The organism is Lentisalinibacter salinarum (assembly GCF_040706555.1).
In the GTDB taxonomy this organism is placed as follows: domain Bacteria; phylum Pseudomonadota; class Gammaproteobacteria; order Steroidobacterales; family Woeseiaceae; genus Lentisalinibacter; species Lentisalinibacter salinarum.
In genome coordinates this window covers 795,794-818,462 of sequence record NZ_JAPDRH010000002.1, presented here as the reverse complement: position 1 = coordinate 818,462, position 22,669 = coordinate 795,794, and the positions used below count along the sequence as shown (strand labels likewise).

Genomic DNA, 22,669 nt, shown 5'->3' with positions numbered 1-22,669 from the left:
CCCGCAAAAGAAAAGGGGCGGGCCCTCGCGAGCCCGCCCCTCCCAGTCTAGACCGTATAGGGTCTTATTCCGAAGCCGCCTCCTCGGCGGTGACCGTGACCGTATCGGTATCGCTGTTGCCGTTGCCGTCGTCCACCGTCAGCTCGGCCACGTAGTCGCCCGCCACATCGGCGGTGAAAGACGGCGTGGCGTTGGTCGGATCGTCCAGCGTGGCGGTCGAGCCGCTGTCAGCCGGGACGGTCAGCGTCCAGCTGTAGGTCAGCGTGTCCTCGTTCGGGTCCGAGCTGCCCGAGCCGTCCAGCGTCACCGCGTCGCCGACCGTTACGGTCTGGTCCGGACCGGCGTCGGCGACCGGCGCCTGCCGGTCGTCCAGCTCGGCGGTCACGAGTTCGGCGACGAAGCAGGCCTCCGCCTCGCCCGTCCGGTCGTCGCCGAAGATCTCCGCGGTCATGTCGGCCGTGAGATCCCCGAGGAGGACGTCTTCCGAAGTCGTGCCCTCGTCCGTGAGCGTCGTGAGGACGATCTCGGTGCCTTCCGGCACGCACACGTTGAGCGGCGAGTCGTCGACCAGCAGCTCCAGCGTGCGCGCGGTGGTATCCACCGACTGGATGGCCCCGCTGACGACTTCGGCCGTGTCGTCCGGATCCAGGACCACCAGCGCCGTGCGCAGGCCGGTCTTCTCGGCTTCCGGGTCAGCCGGATCGATGGGCGTCAGGACACCGTCGAAGTGGCCGCGCGCACCGGTGACGATCGCGTCGTAGGTCAGCTCGTTGGCGAACTTGTCGAAGACGCGGGTGCCACCCTGGATGTCGCCGACGAGCAGATACGCTTCGCCGTCGGGCTGCACGTTGACTTCGTAGTCGTCCTCGCCGGCCACCGAGTCGTCGAACTCCGTGACCACGGTGCCGCGGAGCTTCGCGAACGTACCGAGTTCGCCCAGCTCCAGCGTGTAGGCCGTCAGGATCAGGTCGTCGTCGTCATAGGCGGCGTCCGAGTCGCTGTCGGAGTCGCCGTCGGTCGACCCGTCGCCATCCGTGCTGCCGTCACCGTCATCGGTATCGCCGTCGTCCTCCGCCGATGCCTCGTCGGCGACCGAGAGATTGCCGATTGCGATCAGCGGATCGCCCGCCTGCAGCGCCAGCGGTATCGGGCTCTCCACCCAGGTGCCGTCGTCACGGAAAATGCCGGTATCGCCATCGACGTTCACGGTCAGGCAGGTTTCGTTGCCGCCGTTACCGTTGTCGGAGTCGCTGTCGGAGTCGCCGTCCCGGTGATTGGAGACGCGCTCCTGCTGACAGAGGATGAAGGTGTCGTCATCCTCGACGGAATCGACCGTGCCGAAGACACGCGCCAGCTTGCTGCCGGCGTCCTTCTCCGAGATGTTGACGAAAACGACGGGGCGGAAGATGTACTTGCCGCTGTTGCCCGCGCCGACGATCTTCACGGACTTGCCCACATCGATGTCGAGTTCGATGACCAGCGTGGCGCCCGGTGTCACGAAAAACGTGCCGCGCGGGTTGAGGTCCACCTTGCCGTTGCCGGGCAGCTTCACCTCGGCCTCCTCGAGGACGTCGCCGGTGGCGTCGTCGAGGTCGTAGAGCGTCAGCCCGTCGAGGATCAGCCGTATCTTCTCGTAGTCGCCGGCGGGAACGTCTTCGGCGATGGCGAACAGTTCGGTGAAGCTCCGCAGGGCGAGGAGATCGACTTCCTCGGCTGCCTCACCGTCCGGCACCTCGAAGATCAACGCATCGCCGCTGTCGCCCAGCAGTTCGATGCGGCGCACTTCGGCGATTGCCTGATCGAATTTGTCCGTGGGCGAGTCGGTGAACATGATGGCCACCGTGCCCGAGTCGGCTGACGAACTGGGCGGCGGTGCCGGGTCCGGGTCCGGCTCGGTCACCGAGGGGCTGCCACCGCCCCCGCCGCCGCAGCCGGCGAGGAGGAAGAGTACGGAAGTCGCGGCAATGCCGCAACGCCAGAAATTTGTGATCTGCATGGTTGATTCGCTCTCGTTTGTTTTCGAGTGAATGTAAGTGAGCATTTTGGTCCTATATGCGCACGAATCAACCTGTCGCAAACCGGCGACAGGTGGTTGGGACCAGGGTATTGCCCGAATCAGGGACTTAGCGATGCTGCGGCCCGCTTATGTAAATTCTGCAGCGCTCGCCGCGTCTCCGTCCGGCTTCGTACGCGCAATCATCGGCGTTGTTTCCTGTGCTCCGGTGCCTCTTTGGCCGGAATTCTCATTATCGCTTGCAAGTCTCCCGGATGTGTGCGTAAATTGCACACATGAGTTCAAGCCTGACAGAAATCGCCCGGAATGCCTGCCGCCGCCTGCTGCGGCCGGTGATCCGGATCCTGCTCAGGCTCGGCATCAGCTGGAAAGAGTTCGCGGAGATAGCGAAATTGGTATTCGTCGAGATCGCGAGAGAGGACTACGGAGTGCACGGCAGGCCCACCAACGCCTCCCGCGTCGCTCTCATGACCGGGCTCAGCCGCCGCGAGGTGGGCGAGATCCGCAAGCGTCTCGACAGCGAGACCCCGCTCGCGATCGAACCGAAGAGCCGCATCTCGCGGGTGCTGACGGGGTGGTACAAGGATCCCGAATTCTCGGCAGGCGGTCGGCCCAGGGAACTGGACGAGGCCGAGTTCCACCGGCTGACGCACCGCTATGCCGGCGACATCCCGGACCGGGCCATCACCAAGGAGATGCTGGACCTGGGCCTCATGGAAGCCTTGGCGGACGGCCGCTACCGGGCGATGCGGCGCGACTACCTTCGTGACGCCGCCGACGCCGACATCGTCCGCCACATGGGCCAGGCATTGCACGACCACGGGGTTTCCCTGGCGCACAACCTGGACCCGGAGCGCAGCGAAGGCTGGTTCGAGGGCTTCGCTTCCAACAATCACATGCCCCGCGGCGCCGCCGACAAGCTCAATGCCCTCCTGCAGCAGGAGGGTCAGGCCTTCCTCGAACGGGTGGACGCCTGGCTGAGCGAGCACGAGCTCGACGCTTCGTCCGGCAGCGGCAACAGAAACGGAAAAGAAGCCGTCAGCCGTATCGGCGTCGGCGTCTATCTCTTCGAACATCCGCAAGACACTCACTGACGCACTCAACGTAAGGAAGATTCCCCATGGCATCCCCCTCCCCGAAATTGCTCGCAACACTCCTCGCGGCCTTCGCGCTTGCCGCCTGCGGCGGCGGTGGCGGCGACTCCGGCAGCATCGCCCCGCCGCCCCCCGACGATGGCGGTGGCGATACCGGCGGCATCGACCGCAGCGGTCTCCGCGTGCTCGGCTCCATCAGCGGCTTCGGCAGCGTGATCGTGGACGGCGTGCGCTTCGATACCTCCGGCGCCACGATCGAGGTGGATGACGAGCTGGCCACCGAAGACGATCTGAAGACCGGCGAGATCGTGTTCGTCGCGGGCGAGATCGACGACGACGGCAATGCGACGGCGGCCACCGTGGTGACCGACGATCTGCTGCGCGGGCCTGTCGAGAGCATCGACCTCGTCGCCCGCACGTTCGTGGTGCTGGGCCAGACCGTGAAGGTGGAGGTCGATACGGCCTTCGACGATTCGGTGCCGAACAACGCCATCGACGGCCTGAGCGTCGACCAGTCGGTGCGCGTGGATGGTTTCCTCTCTCCGGACGGGCGCATCATCGCCACCCGCGTGGAGCTCGACGACGGCGACGATCTGCAGGTGGTCGGCGTGGTCGGCAATCTGGACGATGCGGCGCTGACGTTCACCATCGGCAGCCTGGTCATCGACTATTCGGCCGCGACGTTCGAGGACTTCGACGGCGCCGCTCTGGCCGACGGCCAGGTGGTGGAGGTGGAAGGCAACGCCCTGGCCGCCGGCGGCGAGCTGCCGGCGACCAAGGTCGAGCGGGTCACCGACGACCTCGGCGCCGACGATGACGACCTGGCCGAGATCGAGGGCATCATCACTGCGGTGCTCTCGGGCGACGAGTTCGAGGTTAACGGCATTGCCGTCAGCACCGACGGCTCCACGGTGTACGAGGGCGGCGGCCCTGCCGACATCGTCGAGGGCGCGCGGGTGGACGTGGACGCCGTGGCCCAGGCCGGCGGCAGCCTGCTGGCCACGAAGGTGGAGTTCGAGCCGGAGAAGGTGGTGGAGATCGAGGCCACCGTGGAGGCCGTGGACGCCGCCGCGGGCACGCTGCAGACCCTCGGCATCACGGTGGTCATCGAGGACGGCACACGGCTGGAGGACGACAGCGACCTCGACCTGCGCCGCTTCTCGCTCGCCGACATCAACGTGGGTGACTTCGTCGAGATCGGCGGCAGCGAATCCGGCACCTCCGAGGCGACAGCGGTGCTGCTGAAACGTGACGACGACGGCGATGACGGCGTCGAACTGCAGGCCCGGGTGCAATCGGTCGGCAATCCCGACTTCACGCTGCTCGGCGTCACCGTGCGCACGAACGGCGAGACGGAGTTCCAGGACGGCGACACGGAGATCACGGCCGCGGAGTTCTTCGCCAACGCGGTGGGCCGGGTCGTGGATGTCGACGGCACCTGGGACGGCGCCGTGTTGACGGCCGAGGAAGTCGAGTTCGAGGTGGAGGACTGATGCGATGACGACGAAAAGAACTGCGGATCTCCGGGTCGGTCCGGCCCCGTCGGGTCTCCCCGCGGGCTCGGTACGTCCGCTGGAGGCGGGACGGCTGAGGGCGGCACGCTCGGCGTTCGTGACCCGGCGGGTGCCGCTGGAAGACGCGAAGACGCTGGTCACGGACGCCCGGCCCGCCGCCGGCGACCTGGTCCTCGCACGGGTCAAGCGTATCCGCCACCACGGCAAGCTGCAGTGCGCGCGCGGACGGCGCGTGCAGTTGTTCCACGGCGACGAGATCGTGGTCTGCTACGGCGACCGCTATGCGCCCCAGCAGTTCGAGGCCTACGTGCCGCGGACCATCGGCCATTGCCATCTGGTGGCCTCCGGCGGCGTCGCCGCCCAGGCCGTCAACTGGCATCAGCGCATCCACCGCGGCCCCACCGAGATCGAGGCGCTGGGCGTCCTGGCCGACGAGCACGGCAATACGCTCAACCTGCGCCGCTACACGTTGCCGGCGGGCTCGGGCGGCGAGGCGCCGCCCCGCGTGATTGTCGTGGCCGGCACCTCCATGGACTCCGGCAAGACCACGGCGGGCGCCCACCTGGTGCGCGGGCTGACCCGGGCGGGCCTGCGCGTGGGCGCCGCCAAGATCACCGGCACCGGTGCCTGCAACGACTACTTCCTGATGAAGGACGCCGGCGCGGAACCGGTGCTCGATTTCACCGACGCCGGTTACGTCTCCACCTATCGTGTGGGAGAGGCCGCCATCCGGCGCATCTACGAGACCCTGATCGCGGAACTCGGCCGCAGCCGCATCGACGTGGCGGTGGTCGAAGTGGCCGACGGCCTGGTCCAGTCCGAGACCGCGGCGCTGCTCGGCGCCGACTGGCTGCGTCGGGCGATCGACGGCGTCGTGTTCTGTGCGCAGGATGCGATGGGCGCGCGGGCGGGCGTGGACTGGCTGCGCGAGCGCGGCCACGACGTCATTGCCGTCTCCGGTCTGCTGACGGCTGCGCCGCTGGCCATGCGCGAGACCGCCGACCTGGTGGAACCGCCGGTGATCGGCCTCGACGGGCTGTCCGACCGCTACGTCTCCCGCTCGCTGCTCGCCTGCGAGCACGGCGGCATGGAACTGCGCGATGCCGTCGCAGGCTGACAGCCTCGCCCTGGACGTCCGCGCGGCGGCCCGGGCGGCGCCTGCCCGCTTCGCCGCGCTGATGGCGAACGCGCTGGGGCAGGCGGCCTGCACGGTCGCCCTGGCGCTGGGTGCGAAGGCGGTGGTGGGCGGCGGCGCCGGCGGCGTCACGCTGGCGGTCCTGGTGACCGCCGCGCTGGCCGGCGCGTGGCTGCGCGGACGCGAGCGTGTGGACGCCGAGGAACTCGGCCAGGTCTTCGTGCACGGGCTGCGGCTGCGGCTGTTCGATCATCTGCTCGGCGTGCCGTCGCGCACGCTGGCCGGCAAGCCGAAAGGCGGCGCACTGGTACGCTTCGTCGGCGATCTGCAGGCGATCAAGACCTGGGTCAGCCGGGGGCTCGCCCAGCTGCTGGTCGCGCTGCCGCTGCTCGTGGCGGCGGTCGCCGTGCTGGCCTGGATGGATGCGCTGCTCGGCGCGATGGCGGCGGGCCTCGTGGTCGTCGGCGGGTTCGGTGCCGCCCTTCTGGCCGGTCCCCTCGCGGATGCCAACCGGCGTCTGCGCAACCGGCGCGGCCAGCTGGCGCGCTTCGTCACCGAGATGATGCAGGCGGTGCCCTCGGTCCAGGCCCATGGCAAGGAATCCCGCGAACGGCGCAGGCTCGACAGCCGTGGCGAGAAACTGATCCACGCCGCCGGCGACCGCGCCCGTCTCGTGGGGCGCGTTCGCAGCCTGGTGCAGCTGCTCGGCTCCGGCGCGCTGCTGGCCGTACTGGTCGGCGGGGCCGGCCGGCTCGACGCCGCCGAGATGGTGGCCGCCCTGACCGTGGTCGCCTGGCTCACCACGCCGATCCGTGATCTCGGCCGGGTATTCGAATACTGGCAGGCGGCCGACGTGGCCCGCGAGCGCATTCGTGCCTTCCTGCGCTGGCCGCGGCTGCCCCGTAACCGGACCGGCCGCCGTCTGCGGCGGGCCGCCGGCGAGTTGCGCTACGAGGGCGTGATCGCCTGCCCGGGCGCCGCCCCGCTGGATCTCGCGATCGACGCCGGCAGCGTCGTCGCGATCACCGGGCCGAACGGCTGCGGCAAGAGTTCGCTGCTCGCCGTCACCGCCCGGCTGCAGGCGCCGGTCGCAGGCAGGGTGCTCCTCGACGGCCAGGATCTGGCCCGGCTGCGTAACCGGGACATCCGCCGCCACGTCGCGATCGTCGGGCCGGATTTGCCGCTGATCCGCGGTTCCGTGCGTCGCAACGCCAGCTACCGTAGCCGCGGCATGACGCCGCAGGCGTTCCGCAGCCTGATGCGACGCTGTCGGCTCGAACATCTCGTGGAGGAGGGCGGCGACTCGCCGGACCGCATCGCCGAGGCCGGGCTGAATCTCTCCAGCGGCGAGCGTCAGCGGCTCGCCCTGGCACGCGCACTGTGGCCGGAGCCCGGCGTACTGCTGCTGGACGAGATCGATGCCCACCTGGATGCGGATACGCTCCGGGTGGTGAAGAACATCATTGCGGGCTTCCCCGGCACCGTCGTCGTCGTCACACATAACCCGCGGCTGCTGGAGGCAGCGGGCCGGGTCATCGAACTGGCCGCCGACGGTTCGGTGGCCTCTGATCGGGCGCACGCCGCCGCAGACGTCGCCTGAGCGCCTGCCATGACGCGTCATACCGCCGGGGGCGGCCGAATCGTTAAACGCAAGCTGGCATGCGACCCACGCACCCGCTATCTGCGCTTCCTGCCGCGCAAACCGGATCCCGCGCGGCTGCCCATGGTGTGCATCCACGGCATCAGCCGCCATGCGCGGGGCCACTTGGACGCCTTCGTGCCCTGGGCCGAGCTCACCGGTACGGAGCTCATCGCGCCGCTGTACGACCGCCGGCGCTACCGCGGCTACCAGCGCCTGCGGTCGTCGAACCGGCGCCTCCATGCCGCGGCCGCGCTGGACGCGATCCTCGACGAGACCGTCATGGACCGGCCGTGCCTGCTGTTCGGCTTCTCCGGCGGCGCGCAGTTCGCGCACCGTTATGCGCTGGTGCGGCCCGGCAGGGTGGCCGCCCTGGCGATGGCCGCGGCCGGCTGGTACACCTTCCCGAGCCGCGCCGCGAGCTTTCCCTACGGTCTTGCGCCCGGCCGCCTTCCCGGCGCGCTCGCCATCGACTACCCGGGCTTCCTGAGCGTGCCGAAATGCGTGCTGGTGGGCGACCGGGACGTGGAGCGGGACGACTCCCTGCGCTCGAACCGCCGCCTGGACAGCGAGCAGGGCGACAACCGGCTCACGCGCGCCACGGCCTGGGTGGAGGCCGTGAACCGGCAGGCCCGCAAGACGTCGGGCGCCGCCGCCTGCGAACTCGTGATCATGCCCGGCGCGGGGCACGACTGGAACGAATGCTATGCCAGCGGCGGGCTCGCCCGCCGCGTCACCGACTTCTTCGACGGACTGCAGCCGCAGGCGTCGGCAACCCCCGACTCGCCTTACCCCCGCGTCGCGGCGGCGGGCGCTTACACGCCTTTCGATTGATCATGGAGAGAATCATGCACACGTTACCGTGCCGCTTGCTGCTGTTCGGGTTCCTGGCTGGCGCGGCGCCGACATTCACCGCCGCGGCTGCGGAGACGTCGTTCAGCCTGGACGACGGCGCCCAGATCGAGTGGGACGACGACCGCTACTTCAGCGTGGGCGGGCGTATCCACTACGACGTCGCCCGCTACGACGACGACGTGACGGTGCTCGAGGACGAGCAGGACTTCCGCCGCGCCCGCGCGATCCTGCGGGCCCGTTACGACGACTGGCAGTTCCGGGCGGACTACGACGTCGGCATCGTCGAGGGCTGGCGCAATCTGTATGTGCGCTACCGGGGCTGGAGCCGCAAGCGGCTGACCATCGGCAATCAGGTGGCGCCGTTCTCCCTGGACGATCTGGCCAGCAGCAACGACCTGGCGTTCATGGAGCGCTCGCTGGCATCCGCTCTCAGCCCGGGCATGCTCACCGGCGTATCGCTGCGGGCCTGGGGCGACGACTGGAGCGCCACCGCCGGCGTGTTCGGCGACGAGCTCAGCGATCTCGACCGGCGCACCGTCGACGGCACGTCGGTGATCGGCCGGTTGACCTGGGCGCCCATCCGCAAGAAGCGCCGGGTGCTGCACGTGGGCCTGGCCCAGGAGTACCGCTCCGTGGATTCGAACGAGGACGTGCGCATCCGCGCGCGCCCGGAGTCGCGCCTGACCGACGAGCGACTGGTCAACAGCGACCGTCTCGCCGGCGTGGACGCCCTCTGGACCACTGGGATCGAGTTCATGGGCATCCTCGACAACGTCCGGCTGCAGTCGGAGTTCATGCGCATGGGTCTCAGCGGCGGCCCCAACGAGGCGGACTTCACCGGTGGTTACGTGCAGGCCGGCTGGATCGTCACCGGCGAGCGTTACCGCTACAGCCGTTCGCGGGGCGTGCCCACATCCGTCCGTCCGAAAGGGGACTGGGGCGCGCTGGAGCTCTCGGCCCGCTACAGCACCCTGGATCTCGAGGACGGCCCCGTGACCGGCGGCGAGCAATCCCAGATCACCGCGGCGGTCTCGCTCTATCTCAACGAGCAGCTGCGGGTCTCGGTGAACTACAGCCGTTACGATGCCGCGCCGAACCCGGACGGCATCGACGAGGACGGCTCCATCCTGATGTTCCGCTTCCAGGCGGCGTTGTAGGAGTCGCGCCATGCAGCACTTTCGCCGCGTTCGGGAACACGTCCACCTCGAGCCACTGCTGGCCGAGCTGGCCGAGCACGATGCGCTTTGGGCCGCGCAGCCCGGCCGCCAGCTCACCGCGCCCGCGCAGCGGCATACCAACGCCATCCCGATCCGCGGCCTGCGTCGATCGCGCATCCGCGGTCGTCGGCGCCGGGACGTGCACGAGAGCCGTTACACGTCGATGTCCGCCAGCTTCCCCGCCACCGTGGCGTTCATCGAGGCGTTCGCCGCCGAGCGCAACGGCAGCCTGGGCCGGGCCCGCTACGCCCGGCTGCCGGCCGGCAAGACGGTGCTGCCGCACACGGACCGCGGAGAGTACTACCGCTACCGTGACCGCTATCACCTGGTGATTCGCAGCGAGAAGGGCAGCCTGCTCCGCGCTGGCGGCGAGACCGTGCGCATGCGCGAGGGCGAGCTCTGGTGGTTCGACAACAAGGCCGTGCACGACGCCTGCAACGACTCGGAATCGGACCGGATCCACCTCATCTTCGACCTGATCCCGGCGGACCGGCGGATCCCCGCCGGCGCGGATGATCCGGGCCGCATACTCGCCGCGGAGCGCACCGCGCGGGAGAGCCGGGCAGTGCAGGAAGTGGCGCGCGCGGTCTCACTCTACGTGAGCGCCCGGGAACATCCGGCGCAGTGGGCGTCGTTGCTGGACGAGGCGGGGTTGCTGCGCGCCGCCGAGAGCAAACCCGTGGCAGCACTCGCCCGGCTGCTGTGGCCCGATGTCCGGTCGTCACGCCGCGCGCGCTACGAGTCGGCGATCGGCTGGTCGCTCGGGCTGATGGACATCGGCGCGATCGGGCCCGGCGAGGTGGCGGACGCGATCCGGGCGGCCGGTGGGCTCGAGGCCGTGGACGAACGCTGGAGGGCCGACCGGGACGCGGCGCTCTACGGCTTCAGTGCGCAGGACGAAGACGCCATGCGGAGGACAGGCTGACTGGCGAATCCGCCGCCGGGTAGTAGAATCCGGCGGAGTAGAGGAGGAGCCGACATGAGCGACGAAAGGACCGGCCCCGGGGCGCAGCGTCCCCTGGAAGAGAACGTGAAGTCGCGGTCCACCTGGCTGCGGCTGTTCTTCATGGTGGTGATCGCCTTCCTGTATGGCGTCTCGCGCGTCGTGCTCGGTGCCGTGGTGGTGCTCCAGTTCTTCTGGGTGCTGTTCACCGCCGGGACGAACGAGAACCTGAAGCGCTTCGGCCAGCAGCTCGCGACCTACACCTATCAGATCGTGCGCTACCTCACCTTCAACACGGAGGAACGTCCGTTTCCCTTCGATCTCGACTGGCCGCAGGAGTAGCGCAGGCGTGAGCCTCGAAGCCTTCTCCCTCGCCGGGCGGACCGTGCTGGTGACGGGCGGCGCCGGCGGCATCGGCGCCGCGACCGCGCTGCGCCTGGCCGAGGCGGGCGCGGGCGTCATCGTGCATTACCACACGGCGGGCGAGCGCGCGGATGCCCTGGCCCGGCGTATCGGCGAGCAGGGCGGTCATGCGTTTACCGTCGGCGCCGACCTTTCGGGGGAGCAAGGCATCCGCGGGCTGCTCGGCGAGCTGGAGCGGCGGGGCGGCCTGCCGGACGGCGTGGTCAACATGGCCGCACGCCAGGACGTCACGGCCTTCGCAGCGATCGGCGCGGACGAATGGCGCGGGCTCATGGCCACCAACCTGGACGGCGTCTTCCTGATCACGCGGGAGATGGCCGCCGGGTGGCAGGCGGCCGGGCGCGGCGGCGCCATCGTCAACGTGGCCTCCATCGAGGGGCTGGACCCCGCGCCGAACCATGCCCATTACGCGGCGAGCAAGGCGGGTCTTCTCATGCTGACCCGCGCGAGCGCCATGGAGCTGGGTCCGGCGGGCATCCGGGTCAACGCGGTCTCGCCGGGGCTGATCGACCGGGAGGGCCTGGCGGAGGCCTGGCCGGAGGGCGTGGCCCGCTGGCGGGAGAAGGTGCCGCTGGGCACGCTCGGCACGGGCACGGACGTGGCCGACGCCATCGTCTACCTGCTGAGCCCGGCGGCCCGCTGGGTGAGCGGCGCGAATCTGGTCGTGGACGGCGCCATGAGCGCGGCGGCACGCTGGTGACGCCGCCGCGCCGCATCAGGGATTGAACCGCCCGGGTCGTCCTCAGTCTTCCTCGTCGCCGCCGACCCAGGGCGCGACCTGCTCGGCGATCTGGCTGCGGTCGCCGACCACGACCACCGTCATGTCCTCCTCGCGGAGGTAGAGCTCGGCCGTCTCCGACACATCTTCCGGCGTCACCGCGAAGACGTTGCTCACGTAGTCGGTCAGATAGGAGTCCGGCAGCTCGTGCAGCTCCTGGTAGGCCAGCAGGTTGATGATGCCGCCGCGGGTGGAGTTCTGCAGCACGAAGGTGCCGGCGGTGTAGTTCTTCACGCCGTCCAGCTCCTCCACCGGCGGTGCGGCGGACTGCAGCCGCGCGACCTCGCCCATGATCTCCTCGATGGCGGGGCCGGTGACCTCCGTGGTCACGGCGGCCACCTCGGCCCAGTAGGCGTCCCGGTAGCGGCTGGAGAGCGTGCTGTAGGGTGAATAGGTGTAACCCTTGTCCTCGCGGATATTGCTCGTGATGCGCGAGGAGAAGAAGCCGCCCAGCAGGGTGTTGGTGACCTGCAGCGGGATCCAGTCCGGGCTGGAGGGGTCCGGCACCGGCAGCCCCAGATACAGATTCGACTGGGAGGCGCCGGGCCGGTCGATGATGTCCACCGCCACCTTGCCTTCGGCGGGCTCGGGCACGTCCACCAGGATCTCCGGTCCGGCCGCCCAGTCGCCGAAGGACTCGCGGATGGCGGCGCTCACCGCCTGCCGGTCGAACTGCCCGGCCACGTAGACGTGGGTACGCCTGGCGCCGTAGTTCTCCGCATAGAAGCCGCGGGCATCCTCCAGCGTGTAGGCGGCGAGCTGTTCTGCCTCCGGCAGCAGGTTGCCGTAGGGATGGTCGCCGTACAGTGCGTTACGGAACGCAGCCAGCGCCATCTGCTGCGGCTGGGTGCCCGCGATGCTCAGCTGGCGCTGGCGGTCGCGCTTCAGCCGCTCCAGCTCGGAGGCGGGGAAGGCCGCGTTGCGGACGATGTCCGCCAGCAACCGCGTCATCTGCGGCGCGTATTCCTTCAGGACGTCGCTCTGGACGATGGTGCGGTCGGCGCCCACCTCGACGTTCACCTGGCCGCCCATGGCGGCGGCCTGGCGGGCTATCTCGGCGGCGCTGCGGCTGGCCGTGCCCTCCAGCAGGAAATCGCCGGCCAGATCGGCGAGCCAGGTCTGCCCGCCCTCGTTGAGGTTGCCGGCCCGCACGACCACGCTGACGGTCGCCTTCGGCAGCGTGCCGAAGCCGACCAGCGTGGCCTCGAGCCCGTTCTCCAGGCCGAAGCTCTCCTTCTCCGGCAGCGAGAAGTCCTTCGGTTCCCCGCCGGGTGGCGGCGCTTCTTTCGCCGGCTCCGCCTCCTGCGCTCCGGCCGTCGCCGTCAGCAGGAGGGTGGCCAGCGCCGCTGTCGTTGCCATGGTCGCCATGATTGCCAGGGCGCCGCTGCGCATCGGCTGTGCTGTCTTACTGCTCATCGCCTGCCTCCTCCTGTTCGCCTGCCGCCGCGCCGGCTTCCAGCACGAAGATCGTGCGGTTCGTCGGCCGCAGGTATTCCTTCGCCGTCTCCAGGATCAGATCCGGCGTGACCGCCAGGATGCGTTGCTCGAAGTTGTTGATGAGTGAGGGGTCGTCGTCGAACAGCGAGAGCGAGGCCAGCACGTCCGCGCGGCCGAAGCCGTACATGCTGCCCAGGTAGTCGTAGAACGAGGAGCGCCACTTCACCGTCGCTCGCTCCAGCGTGTCGGCGTCCACCGGCTCCGTGCGCAGCCGCTGGACCACCTCGTCGATGATGCCGGTGATGCGCTCGGCGGCGACGTCGTTGTCGTGGATGAGGTAGGCCTGCCAGAGCATCGGGCCGTTGTAGTTCAGCATGTTGCCCAGGAAGGCGTTGATCCCGCCGGACACCGACGAGGTGATGCCGGCGTCCTTCACCAGCGCCTGGTGCAGCAGGCTGTCCTCGCCCTGCACCAGGATCTGGTCGATGAGCCCCATGGCGTACCACTCGGGCGTGAGGCGCGGGGGCACATGGTAGGCGAAGGCGTAGCCCGGCCGCGTCGCGAGCGGGTCGACCCGACCCTCGCGCTTCTCGCTCTCCTGACGCGGCTCGCTGATGTCCGGCAGCACGATCTCTTCTTCCGAGCGCGGGATATCGCCGAAGTGCTTCTCGACGAGAGCGAGGGCCTCGTCGTAGTCGATGTCGCCCACGATGGCCACGGCCGCGTTGTTTGGCGCGTAGTACTTGTGGAAGAAGTCGGCCACGTCGTCGAGGGTGGCGGCGTCCAGGTCCTCCAGGTCGCCGTAGAAATTATGGGCGTTGTACCAGTTCTCGTTGGCCGCCTGGGGCATGTCCAGCCAGGGGAAGCCGCCGTAGGGCGTGTTGAGGACGTTCACCTTGACCTCGTTCTTCACCACGGCCTGCTGGTTGGCGAGATTCTCCTGGGTGATGTCCAGGCTGGCCATGCGGTCGGCCTCGGCCCACAGCACGGTTTCGAGCTTGTGGGCCGGCACGATCTCGAAGTAGTTGGTGTAGTCGAACCGGGTCGAGCCGTTCAGCACGCCGCCGTTACGCTGCACGAGCTGCACGAATTCCATCTTGCCGAGGTTCGCCGATCCCTGGAACATCATGTGTTCGAACAGGTGGGCGAAGCCCGTGCGGTCCCGGGGCTCGATGCGGAAGCCGATGTTGTAGTAGACGGCCACCGTGACGATGGGGGCGGTGGCATCCCGGGACATCGCCACCTTCAGGCCGTTGTCCAGCGTGTGGTAGCGCACCGGTACCCGGTAGCCGGAGCCGGCATCGGCGGTGTCCGTGTTACGAGCCTGCGCGGACGGTTGCGGCGCGTCGGCGCCCGCGGCGGGGGTCTCCGGTGCGCCGCCCGGCTGGCAGCCGGCCAGCAGCAGGGCCGCGAGTGCGGCCGGCAGGCCTGCCCGGCCTGCGCGATAACGTGATTCCATGGTTCTTCCGATCCTGCCGTAGTGAGGAAAGCAGACTACCAGAGCACCAGGGGGTTCCCAACGCTGCCGCTCAGAGCGGCCAGACCCACAGCAGCATCGGCGTAGCGACCAGCACGATCAGTACCTCCAGTGGCAAGCCCATGCGCCAGTAATCGCCGAAGCGGTAGCCGCCGGGGCCGAGGATCAGGGTGTTGTTCTTGTGGCCGATGGGCGTGAGGAACGCACAGGAGGCGCCGACGGCCACGGCCATGAGATAGGTATCCGGGTTTACCCCCAGCCGGTGGGCGATCTCCACGGCCACCGGTGCGGCGATGACCGCCGTGGCGACATTGTTCAGCACGTCGGAGAGCGTCATGGTGACCACCATCAGCAGCACCAGGATCATCACGGGCGACAGGACATCGGAATGCTGCACCACCGTATCGGCGATTAGCCCGGTGCCGCCGGTGGTCTCCAGTGCCTCACCGAGAGGGATCAGCGAGCCCAGCAGCACGATGACCGGCCATTCGATGGAGTCGTAGAGCTGGCGCAGCGGCATGATGCCCGTCGCCACCATGCCCACCACCGCTGCGGCCAGCGCCACGGTGAGGTCCAGCACGCCGGTGCTGGCCAGGACGATCGCCGCAGCGAAGATGGACACGGCGATGCCCGACTTCCGTCGCTGCAGCGACGGAAGGTCCTTCTCGGCCAGTGGCAGGCAGCCCATCCACTGGGCGACGGTGGGAAGCTGCTCGGCCGGGCCCATCAGCAGCAGCACATCGCCGGGCTCGATGTCCACCTTGCGCACCCGGTCGCGGAAGCGCCGGCCCTGGCGGGCGACGCCCATGAGTGCAACGCCGTGGCGATACAGGAGCCGCAGGGAATTGGCCGAACGCCCGGCGATGCGGGCGCCCACGGGTACCGCCACCTCCAGCAGGGCGAGGTCCTCGGGCGTCTCGTCATCTTCGGTCTTCGGCTGACCGCTCAGCTCGAGGCCGAGCTTGTCGGCGAGTTTGTCGATGCCCTCGGGGTTCGCCTCCACCACCAGCACGTCGCCCTTGCGGATCTCGACGATGCGGGCGAAGCCCGGCATGCGCTTGCCCTGGCGCACCAGGCCGATGACGGCGGCGTCGTTGTTCTCGGCCACCTCGTCCAGCTCGCGCACGCGCTTGCCGATCACCTCCGAATCCTCGGGCACCTCGAGTTCGGCGATGTAGCCGGTGAGCACGCCGTCTTCCTCCTGGGGCTTCAGCTCGCCCTCCGGCAGCAGCCGCCAGCCGGCGAGCACCACGAAGGCCACGCCGACGACGGCGCAGGCGAGGCCCACCGGCGTGAAGTCGAACATCTGGTAGGGCTCGCCGAGCGCATCGGCACGGTACTCGGCAATGACGATGTTGGGCGGCGTACCGATCAGCGTCACCATGCCGCCGAGGATGCTGGCGAAGGACATGGGCATCAGCGTGCGTGCGGCGGTGCGCTTCGCCTTCCTCGCGGCCTCCATGTCCACGGGCATCAGGAGCGCGAGCGCCGCCACGTTGTTCATCAGCGTGGAGAGTGAGGCCGACAGGGAGGCCATCACCGCGATGTGGCCGCCGAGGCGGCGGGACTTGTCCACCAGGTAGTACACCACGAGGTCGACGACGCCGGCGTTCGACAGGGCCCGGCTCAGCACCAGCACGAGGGCGATGACGATGGTTGCGGGGTGGCCGAAGCCGGAGAATGCCTCGTCGCTCGGTACCAGTCCGGCGATCACCCCGATCACCAGGGCGGCGAAGGCGACGATGTCGTAACGCCACCGGCCCCAGATCAGCATCACGAGGACGCCGGCCATCAGCGCGAACAGCAGCGTGACTTCCAGGTTCACGGTCGGGTTATTCCGCTGTCTGCCATCCAGCCCGCGATCGCATCCACGACGGGACCGGGGCGCTTCACCCAGCCGAAGTGGGCATTGCTCGACTCGCGGAATACCGCGTCGTCCAGATGCAGCCGCGTCGTTTTCTCCGGCGGCAGCTTCGACGCCAGGTGATCGGCCGCCGAGGCGGGAGCGAAGTCGTCACCCGCCACGGAGATCAGGAGCGCGGGCTCGCGCATCTCCCCCAGCGCCGCCTCGTAATCGGTGTCGGAGTCCTTCGCCCGATAACGGCCGGTGCGGGCCTGATGCGCCCAGTCGCCCACCAGGCTGCGGGCTTCCCGGCCGCCGAAGCCGAGTCGATGGCCCGGGTAGCTGCCCAGCACCCTGCCGGCCGCGGCGATGAACTGGGTAGCCAGCAGGAAGAGGTAGCGCCGTGGCGCCGGGAACGCGCGCCACCAGATGGAACCGGTGGCCACCGTGACGACGGCGGCCACGCTGCCCGGGTTGGCGCCGGCATAGAGCAGGCTCACCTGTCCGCCGAGGCTGTGGCCGAGCAGGGCGAGCGGCGCCGCCGGATAACGCTCGCGCACCGTGGCGATGGCGGCGGGCCAGTCCAGCTCCAGCAGTTCCCGGTAGCCGAAGTCGGTGTGCCGATCCGGACGGACGCTGCTGGTGCCGTGCCCGCGCAGGTCCATGGCGACCAGGCGCAGCCCGGCGGCGGCCATGGGCGCGGCGAGCGGCCGGTAGAAGCTGCCCGCCAGCGCCATCGCCGGCGTGACCAGGAAGACCGGCGCCTCGGCGGCGAGACCGTCGGGCTCGTGGGCGACGAGCGTGGACGTGGCCCCGTCGGCAGCGCCGCAGGGCAGTTCGGTGAACTCGGCCATGGGGCGAGAATAGCAGAAGGCCCGGCCTCTCCACTGCAGTTCCGGGCCCTTGCCCCCGCTGTATTTTTGCGGTCCGGCTCCCTACACTGGACGCCGGGTTTCGGCCGGACCTTCGCCGCACAGGGCCCGGGATACGCATCCATGCTCAGAAGGAATCTCCTCCTCACGTTGCTCGCCGCGCTCGCCGTGTTCGCCGCCCTCAGCGGGACACTGGACGAGGTGGGCAACGAGCAGGCTCAGGCCGCGTTCAGGCGGGCGCTGGTCACCTTCGCCGTGGCCAGGACGCTGAACGGGGTCATCTCCGTGGCCCAGGGCACGGAGGTGGCGGTGGAGCCCGCCGGCGTCGGCGTGACGTTCGGCGTCGGGCAGATACTCGATCCCATCAACGACCTCGTGGAACAGTTCGCCGGCGTGATGCTGGTGGCCTCCACCTCCCTCGGCATACAGAACGTGCTGCTCGGCATGACCGGCTGGTGGGGGACCACGGCGGCGCTGGTGGCCGCCGTCGCCCTGGCGCTGGCGGTGATCTGGTGGCCGTCGGAGCAGGCGCGGCGCTGGGACGGCGCGGCGGTCCGCCTGCTGCTGATCCTGCTGTTCCTGCGTTTCGCCGTGCCGCTGCTCGTGCTTGGCACCAACGCGGTGTTCGATACGTTCCTGGCGGCCGAGCAGGAGGCCGCGACCCTGGCGCTGGAGACCACGCGTGAGGAGATCGAGGAGCTGAACGAGCAGGCCGCGCCGCCCGCGCCGGAGAGCGAGACCATGATGGGGCGATTGGGTGCCATGCTGGACGAATCGCTGGAGTCGATGAACGTGAAGCAGCGGCTGGACGACCTGCGGCTGCGCGTCTCGAACGCGAGCGAGCACATCGTCAACCTCATCGTCATCTTCGTGCTGCAGACCATCCTGCTGCCTCTGGCCTTTCTGTGGATCATCGTCCAGGCACTGAAGGCGCTGGGCAGCCGGATGACGCGGACCGGCTGAGCAGACGCGGTATCATCCCCGCACAGGCCACGTCCGAGCGGCCAGCCCAGGAGGAGTCTCCCGATGAACCAGACCACCATCTCGCCGCCGCCGCCCCTGCTGGGCCTGCTCGAGGCCCGCGCGCCGCTGGAGGGGCTCAGCCTCGCGGCCTTCTGGCCCTGGATCACGTTCGTACCTCGCGGCGACGGCCGGCCGGTCGTGCTCGCGCCGGGCTACGGCGCCAGTGACGTCTCGATGTACCCGCTGTACCGCTACCTGAAATGCCTGGGCTACGACGTGCACCACTGGGGGCTCGGTCGCAACCGGGGCAAGGTTTCGAAGTACGTCGCCACGCTGAAGGAGCACGTGCGGGAACTGCACGAGTCCACCGGCGAAACCGTGACGCTGATCGGCTGGAGCCTCGGCGGTGTGGTCATGCGCGAGATCGCGCGAGAGGCCCCCGAACTCGTGCGCGAGGTCATCACCATGGGTACGCCGATCGTGGGCGGGCCGAAGTACACCCGGGTCGGCGAAGAGTTCGCGAAGCGCGAGAACCTGGACCTGGACCGCTTCGAGATAGCCGTGCACGAGCGCAACATGCAAGGCATCCAGTGCCCGGTCACCTCGATCTACAGCAGGTCCGACGGCGTCGTCTCCTGGCGCGCGTCCATCGACCGCTACAACCCCCAGGCCCGCAACGTCCGCGTGCCGGGCTCCCATCTCGGCCTCGGCTTCAATCCGGCGGTCTGGCGCGTCATCGCCACCACCCTGGGCACAAAGCCGTAGGAGGGCCTTCAGGCCCGATCCCCTTCTTTTGTGGCCGTCATGCGGTGGCGTGAAGGAAGCGCCAGTCAGTAGCGCCTGCTGACTGGCGCCAAGCCTCTCGGCTACGGGCCCATCAGCGGCTGGGGTGGGCTGCCGGGGTCGTCCGGGCCGACTGGAGCCATGACGGCGGGAAGGAGGCCCGGCCGAAGCGAAGGAGGACAGGACGTCCGACTGAGCGTCCCCAGCAGTCCACCCCAGCCGATGGCGGGCCTACGCCAACAGAAAGCCGGATCGGGCCTGAAGGCCCTCCTACGGGGGGGTGAGGGCCAGCAGGCGGTCGGTGGCTTCCTCGATGGTGGCGCCGAAGGCGACCAGGCCTTCCTCGTGGCCGCCCATCACCGCTACGCCGGAGCTGGCGAAGACGGTCTGCTCGTACAGGCGGCGGAACTCCCGGGCCATCTCCGGCGTGCCGTAGGGTACGTCCGGCGCGGTGGTCGGGATGCGGCCCTTCAGCCGCCGCCACAGGTCGCCGCTGTGCACGTGGGCGATGGCGCGGATGGCCGGGTCCAGTTCGTAGATGGCGGCGTGGGTGAGGGCTTCGGAGGAGGCCTGGATCGGGCCCTCGCAGGCGACCCGGTTGGCATCGATGTCGTAGTCGGTCACCAGGGCGTAGTGGCTCGCGTCGGTGCGCGGGATATGGCCGGTCTGGGTGCCGCTGATGATGAACGTGCCGGGGTCCGGGCCGCGGATGCTCAGGTTGCCGTAGCCGACGCCGTGCTCGGCGTAGTAGCCCACGAGGCCCGCGTCGTACAGGCGGTTGCGGCAGTCGTTCAGGTCGCGGACCAAGTCGGCGGGCAGCGCGGGGGCCGGGCGCCAGGCGACCTCGTATTTGGTATAGCCCTCGTCGATGGGGCCGGTCGCCGTCATCGCGCCGGGCCTCAGGCGGCCGCGCCGGCGCGTTCCGGGAACAGCGCCGCCAGGCCTTCCTCGCTGGCGTCGCAGATGCCGCGCTCGGTGATCAGGCCCGTCACCAGACGCGCGGGCGTCACGTCGAAGGCGTAGTTGCCGGCCGGTGAGTCGTCGGCCACCGTCTGCACCACGCGGATCTCGCCGCCGTCCAGCCCCGCGATGTGAGTGACCTCCTCCGGGCTGCGTTCCTCGATGGGGATATCCGCGAGCCCGTCGGCGATGTCCCAGTCGATGGTGGTGGAGGGCAGCGCCACGTAGAAGGGGATGCCGTTGTCCCGGGCGGCGAGGGCCTTCAGGTAGGTGCCGATCTTGTTGGCGACGTCGCCCGCGCGGGTGGTGCGGTCCGTGCCCGTGATACAGATGTCCACCATGCCGCGCTGCATGAGGTGGCCGCCGGCGTTGTCCACGATGACCGTGTGGTCGATGCCGCTCGCCGCCAGCTCCCAGGCCGTCAGCTGGGAGCCCTGGTTGCGGGGCCGGGTCTCGTCCACCCAGACGTGGATGGGGATGCCCCGCTCCTTTGCGAGATACATCGGCGCAGTCGCCGTGCCCCAGTTGATGGTGGCCAGCGAGCCCGCGTTGCAGTGGGTGAGGATGTTGACCGGGGCGCCGCCCTTCCGTTCGGCGATCGCTGCGAGCAACTCCACGCCCTGCTCGCCGATGCGCCGGGAGATGTCCACATCTTCCTCGCAGATGGCCTCGGCCTCGGCGCGCAGCCGCTGCGCGAGTTCGTCGTCGCCGGCCTGGCGCAGCGTTGCCAGCATGCGCTCGATGCCCCAGCGCAGGTTCACCGCCGTCGGTCGGGTCGCGCCCAGCACGTCCGCCGCCTCGCGGATGAATGACCGCGCGGCGTCGCCTTCGAGACCTGACCGGTGCGCCTCCAGCGCAGCCAGATACAGGCTCCAGGCCGCGGTGGCGCCGATCAGCGGCGCGCCGCGCACCAGCATCTCGCGGATGGCGAAGGCGCCGTCGGCGTGGCTGCGCAGGTCGAAGACCTCGTAGCGGTGGGGCAGGCGGCGTTGGTCGATGATCTGCACGACGGCGGGGTCGTCCGGGTGCAGCCAGATGGTCCTGAAGTTCTCGCCGGGAGTGTTACCAGAGTCGTTCATAACGGTTCGTGCGGATGCGTTCGGGCGGCGGCCGGATGGCCGCGGCACCTGTCGGGATCGTTACGATAACGTCGGCGACGGGACGGCACAAATCAGGCGCCGCGCTTCGTGAGCATGGCCGAAGCGGGCGTGGAGGCCGGCCGCAGAACCCCGTGACCGCCGCATCCGGCGGTCTCTCTCCCCCTCGTCGTCGCCGCTCAGCGGCCGCCCGGCATCTCCGCGCAGCCGCAGCCGCGCGGGCCGGAGCCCGGCTTCTCGAACAGGCTCTCGCAGTACTTCACGGTGCCGCTGGGACAGGCGGCGGCCGTCCTCGCCGTGGTGGCGTGCGTCCAGGCGTTCCCGCCCGCACAGCCCGCCAGGGCGAGGCAGCATACGACGGTCATGGCTTTGCCGACAGTCATTACGTCAACCTACGCCGGGTGTCGCCCACAGCCTGTGAACTGGGTCCCGGTTCGGTCGTTTCCCCTCCTGTCGCCGGCGCTTACTCCCCCCGAGCAGAGACGCCGGCGTGTTCCGCATACCCTACGCCAGTGACCGGGGTGCCGTCACGTTCGCCGTCGACGGTGATGGCGCCTTCCCAGTAGCGCACGGAGAGATCGAGTTCCTGCCCGGGCATGCGCGGGGTTACGGCGAGGTCGATGCCCAGGTGGGGCACCTGCAGGCGCCAGGCCACCGTATAGCGGACCCCCGTCTCCGGGCTCGTCCAGTAGCCGGTCGCCTCCAGCCGTGCCTGGTCGGCGCCGTAGCGGGCGGCGACTCCGCCGTCCGGATCCACCAGGATGCCGCCGGAATAGGGCGCGGTGCCGCCATCGGTCTGCCGCAGGCGGTAATACATGAGGTCGTACCCGTCGTCGAGCTGGATGGCGAACCAGTTCCAGCCCTCCACGCCGGGGCCGAGCACGCTGGTGCTCCATTCCCGGTCGATCCACACGAGACCGTCGACGGCGTGTTCGGTATCCCCGATGCGCAGTCGGCCCTCGGCGGGCAGTCGGGTGAAGGAATAGTAATAGGAGGCATTGCCCGGCTCCGGGCCCTTCGGGTCGAGCCCGTCCTCGCCCTGCAGCACCAGCGGCTTGCCTTCGTCGATGCCCAGATCCAGCGCGAAGCCGCCGCCGTCGGCCACGAGGCGCAGCGGGAACCCGTCGGCGTCGCCGGCGCTCGCGAGTTCCCAGTCGTCGAGCCAGACACGGAACGGCGCCGTCTCGGCGCCCGCCAGTCCGAGCGCCTGGCGCTCGAACTTCTCGTCGGCATGGAATTCGCCGGCTTCGGTGTCGGTCACCGCGAAGTGCGCCATCCAGAGCTGGTCGGTGGCCCAAGCCGAAGGCCGCTCGGGCGGCGCGGCGTCGATGCCGAAACGGAAGAAGGTCATCTGGAAGCCGAAATGCCGGCCCGCCGCGGTCTCCAGGTTGCCGGTGAGGTACCACCACTCGGTGCGGTAATCGGGATGGGCGCCGTGGTCTTCCGGGAAACGGAACTCCCGGGGCGCATCCGCGCGGGCAAAACGGGCGTCGTCCTCCGCGCTGCCGAGGAACGTGGTGACATTCGAGCTGTCATCGGCCGCGTGTTCGGTGGGCGAGGAGTCGCAGCCGCCCGCCAGCAGCGCCGCGGCGAGGACGAGGGCGATGTGACGCGCTGCCGCCATG

Annotated in this window: 20 protein-coding genes; 11 read left to right on the top strand and 9 right to left on the bottom strand. The window is 69.5% G+C overall.

All coding sequences use genetic code 11. From position 1 onward, the window contains the following. Window positions 1–64: 64 nt before the first annotated feature. Window positions 65–1,996: a DUF4382 domain-containing protein gene (locus ACJMKZ_RS06760; RefSeq protein ID WP_405232425.1), complete on the bottom strand. Its 1,932-nt coding sequence runs from the start codon at window positions 1,994–1,996 to the stop codon at window positions 65–67. Between the two features lie 293 nt (window positions 1,997–2,289). On the opposite strand from ACJMKZ_RS06760, the gene ACJMKZ_RS06755 reads away from it, so the two are divergent. Genes ACJMKZ_RS06755 through ACJMKZ_RS06715 form a run of 9 tightly spaced genes read left to right on the top strand, consistent with a single transcriptional unit; the run spans window position 2,290 to window position 11,534 of the window. Continuing rightward, complete coding sequence (locus tag ACJMKZ_RS06755; RefSeq protein ID WP_405232424.1) at window positions 2,290–3,108, top strand: DUF6502 family protein; 819 nt, start codon at window positions 2,290–2,292, stop codon at window positions 3,106–3,108. A 26-nt stretch (window positions 3,109–3,134) separates the two neighbouring features. After that, window positions 3,135–4,601, top strand: coding sequence for a DUF5666 domain-containing protein (locus ACJMKZ_RS06750; protein WP_405232423.1), 1,467 nt, complete (start codon window positions 3,135–3,137; stop codon window positions 4,599–4,601). A gap of 4 nt (window positions 4,602–4,605) precedes the next feature. Then, entirely contained in the window at window positions 4,606–5,739 is a 1,134-nt protein-coding gene (locus ACJMKZ_RS06745) for a P-loop NTPase family protein (protein ID WP_405232422.1), read from the top strand. Continuing rightward, window positions 5,723–7,357: an ATP-binding cassette domain-containing protein gene (locus ACJMKZ_RS06740; RefSeq protein WP_405232421.1), complete on the top strand. Its 1,635-nt coding sequence runs from the start codon at window positions 5,723–5,725 to the stop codon at window positions 7,355–7,357. Before ACJMKZ_RS06745 ends, ACJMKZ_RS06740 begins: the two co-directional genes overlap by 17 nt. Before the next feature lie 9 nt (window positions 7,358–7,366). Further along, window positions 7,367–8,230 carry a hypothetical protein gene (locus ACJMKZ_RS06735; RefSeq protein WP_405232420.1) on the top strand — a complete coding sequence of 288 codons (864 nt, stop codon included), beginning with the start codon at window positions 7,367–7,369 and terminating at the stop codon, window positions 8,228–8,230. A gap of 14 nt (window positions 8,231–8,244) precedes the next feature. Then, the gene (locus ACJMKZ_RS06730) at window positions 8,245–9,408 is read left to right on the top strand and encodes an OprO/OprP family phosphate-selective porin (protein WP_405232419.1); all 1,164 of its coding nucleotides are present in this window, start codon (window positions 8,245–8,247) and stop codon (window positions 9,406–9,408) included. Window positions 9,409–9,418: 10 nt separating this feature from the next. Beyond that, a complete protein-coding gene (locus tag ACJMKZ_RS06725) occupies window positions 9,419–10,393 on the top strand; it encodes an aspartyl/asparaginyl beta-hydroxylase domain-containing protein (protein ID WP_405232418.1) in 975 nt (324 codons plus the stop codon). Window positions 10,394–10,447: 54 nt separating this feature from the next. Continuing rightward, window positions 10,448–10,753 (top strand): DUF4389 domain-containing protein, encoded by a 306-nt coding sequence (locus tag ACJMKZ_RS06720; RefSeq protein ID WP_405232417.1) that lies wholly within the window; start codon window positions 10,448–10,450, stop codon window positions 10,751–10,753. Between the two features lie 7 nt (window positions 10,754–10,760). Further along, on the top strand, window positions 10,761–11,534 hold the full coding sequence (locus ACJMKZ_RS06715) for an SDR family NAD(P)-dependent oxidoreductase (protein WP_405232416.1): 774 nt from the start codon (window positions 10,761–10,763) through the stop codon (window positions 11,532–11,534). Between the two features lie 42 nt (window positions 11,535–11,576). Here ACJMKZ_RS06715 and ACJMKZ_RS06710 read toward each other — a convergent pair whose 3' ends face one another. From ACJMKZ_RS06710 to ACJMKZ_RS06695, 4 genes are all read right to left on the bottom strand, one after another. Then, window positions 11,577–13,028, bottom strand: a complete 1,452-nt coding sequence (locus ACJMKZ_RS06710; protein WP_405232415.1) for a M16 family metallopeptidase — start codon at window positions 13,026–13,028, stop codon at window positions 11,577–11,579. After that, window positions 13,018–14,508 (bottom strand): M16 family metallopeptidase, encoded by a 1,491-nt coding sequence (locus ACJMKZ_RS06705; RefSeq protein WP_405232414.1) that lies wholly within the window; start codon window positions 14,506–14,508, stop codon window positions 13,018–13,020. The genes ACJMKZ_RS06710 and ACJMKZ_RS06705 overlap by 11 nt, the downstream gene beginning before the upstream one ends. A 70-nt stretch (window positions 14,509–14,578) precedes the next feature. After that, window positions 14,579–16,351, bottom strand: coding sequence for an SLC13 family permease (locus ACJMKZ_RS06700; protein ID WP_405232413.1), 1,773 nt, complete (start codon window positions 16,349–16,351; stop codon window positions 14,579–14,581). Continuing rightward, window positions 16,348–17,223: an alpha/beta hydrolase family protein gene (locus ACJMKZ_RS06695; RefSeq protein WP_405232412.1), complete on the bottom strand. Its 876-nt coding sequence runs from the start codon at window positions 17,221–17,223 to the stop codon at window positions 16,348–16,350. The genes ACJMKZ_RS06700 and ACJMKZ_RS06695 overlap by 4 nt, the downstream gene beginning before the upstream one ends. 141 nt (window positions 17,224–17,364) lie before the next feature. Between ACJMKZ_RS06695 and ACJMKZ_RS06690 the strand changes: the two genes are divergently transcribed. Further along, window positions 17,365–18,204 carry a hypothetical protein gene (locus ACJMKZ_RS06690; protein ID WP_405232411.1) on the top strand — a complete coding sequence of 280 codons (840 nt, stop codon included), beginning with the start codon at window positions 17,365–17,367 and terminating at the stop codon, window positions 18,202–18,204. Between the two features lie 63 nt (window positions 18,205–18,267). Beyond that, entirely contained in the window at window positions 18,268–18,969 is a 702-nt protein-coding gene (locus tag ACJMKZ_RS06685) for an esterase/lipase family protein (RefSeq protein WP_405232410.1), read from the top strand. Window positions 18,970–19,257: 288 nt separating this feature from the next. Here ACJMKZ_RS06685 and ACJMKZ_RS06680 read toward each other — a convergent pair whose 3' ends face one another. From ACJMKZ_RS06680 to ACJMKZ_RS06665, 4 genes are all read right to left on the bottom strand, one after another. Then, window positions 19,258–19,875: a class II aldolase/adducin family protein gene (locus ACJMKZ_RS06680; protein ID WP_405232409.1), complete on the bottom strand. Its 618-nt coding sequence runs from the start codon at window positions 19,873–19,875 to the stop codon at window positions 19,258–19,260. Window positions 19,876–19,886: 11 nt separating this feature from the next. Further along, window positions 19,887–21,026 carry an S-methyl-5-thioribose-1-phosphate isomerase gene (mtnA, locus tag ACJMKZ_RS06675; protein ID WP_405232408.1) on the bottom strand — a complete coding sequence of 380 codons (1,140 nt, stop codon included), beginning with the start codon at window positions 21,024–21,026 and terminating at the stop codon, window positions 19,887–19,889. Between the two features lie 197 nt (window positions 21,027–21,223). Then, window positions 21,224–21,427 carry a hypothetical protein gene (locus ACJMKZ_RS06670; protein ID WP_405232407.1) on the bottom strand — a complete coding sequence of 68 codons (204 nt, stop codon included), beginning with the start codon at window positions 21,425–21,427 and terminating at the stop codon, window positions 21,224–21,226. Window positions 21,428–21,507: 80 nt separating this feature from the next. After that, window positions 21,508–22,668 (bottom strand): lipocalin-like domain-containing protein, encoded by a 1,161-nt coding sequence (locus tag ACJMKZ_RS06665; RefSeq protein ID WP_405232406.1) that lies wholly within the window; start codon window positions 22,666–22,668, stop codon window positions 21,508–21,510. Window position 22,669: the final 1 nt, after the last annotated feature.

What these genes read in the sequence shown, in the direction of transcription:
- ACJMKZ_RS06760 (WP_405232425.1), bottom strand. Translation starts at nt 1,996, where the DNA reads ATGCAGATCACAAATTTCTGGCGTTGCGGCATTGCCGCGACTTCCGTA.
- ACJMKZ_RS06755 (WP_405232424.1), top strand. Translation starts at nt 2,290, where the DNA reads ATGAGTTCAAGCCTGACAGAAATCGCCCGGAATGCCTGCCGCCGCCTG.
- ACJMKZ_RS06750 (WP_405232423.1), top strand. Translation starts at nt 3,135, where the DNA reads ATGGCATCCCCCTCCCCGAAATTGCTCGCAACACTCCTCGCGGCCTTC.
- ACJMKZ_RS06745 (WP_405232422.1), top strand. Translation starts at nt 4,606, where the DNA reads ATGACGACGAAAAGAACTGCGGATCTCCGGGTCGGTCCGGCCCCGTCG.
- ACJMKZ_RS06740 (WP_405232421.1), top strand. Translation starts at nt 5,723, where the DNA reads ATGCCGTCGCAGGCTGACAGCCTCGCCCTGGACGTCCGCGCGGCGGCC.
- ACJMKZ_RS06735 (WP_405232420.1), top strand. Translation starts at nt 7,367, where the DNA reads ATGACGCGTCATACCGCCGGGGGCGGCCGAATCGTTAAACGCAAGCTG.
- ACJMKZ_RS06730 (WP_405232419.1), top strand. Translation starts at nt 8,245, where the DNA reads ATGCACACGTTACCGTGCCGCTTGCTGCTGTTCGGGTTCCTGGCTGGC.
- ACJMKZ_RS06725 (WP_405232418.1), top strand. Translation starts at nt 9,419, where the DNA reads ATGCAGCACTTTCGCCGCGTTCGGGAACACGTCCACCTCGAGCCACTG.
- ACJMKZ_RS06720 (WP_405232417.1), top strand. Translation starts at nt 10,448, where the DNA reads ATGAGCGACGAAAGGACCGGCCCCGGGGCGCAGCGTCCCCTGGAAGAG.
- ACJMKZ_RS06710 (WP_405232415.1), bottom strand. Translation starts at nt 13,028, where the DNA reads ATGAGCAGTAAGACAGCACAGCCGATGCGCAGCGGCGCCCTGGCAATC.
- ACJMKZ_RS06705 (WP_405232414.1), bottom strand. Translation starts at nt 14,508, where the DNA reads ATGGAATCACGTTATCGCGCAGGCCGGGCAGGCCTGCCGGCCGCACTC.
- ACJMKZ_RS06695 (WP_405232412.1), bottom strand. Translation starts at nt 17,223, where the DNA reads ATGGCCGAGTTCACCGAACTGCCCTGCGGCGCTGCCGACGGGGCCACG.
- ACJMKZ_RS06690 (WP_405232411.1), top strand. Translation starts at nt 17,365, where the DNA reads ATGCTCAGAAGGAATCTCCTCCTCACGTTGCTCGCCGCGCTCGCCGTG.
- ACJMKZ_RS06685 (WP_405232410.1), top strand. Translation starts at nt 18,268, where the DNA reads ATGAACCAGACCACCATCTCGCCGCCGCCGCCCCTGCTGGGCCTGCTC.
- ACJMKZ_RS06680 (WP_405232409.1), bottom strand. Translation starts at nt 19,875, where the DNA reads ATGACGGCGACCGGCCCCATCGACGAGGGCTATACCAAATACGAGGTC.
- mtnA (WP_405232408.1), bottom strand. Translation starts at nt 21,026, where the DNA reads ATGAACGACTCTGGTAACACTCCCGGCGAGAACTTCAGGACCATCTGG.
- ACJMKZ_RS06670 (WP_405232407.1), bottom strand. Translation starts at nt 21,427, where the DNA reads ATGACTGTCGGCAAAGCCATGACCGTCGTATGCTGCCTCGCCCTGGCG.
- ACJMKZ_RS06665 (WP_405232406.1), bottom strand. Translation starts at nt 22,668, where the DNA reads ATGGCGGCAGCGCGTCACATCGCCCTCGTCCTCGCCGCGGCGCTGCTG.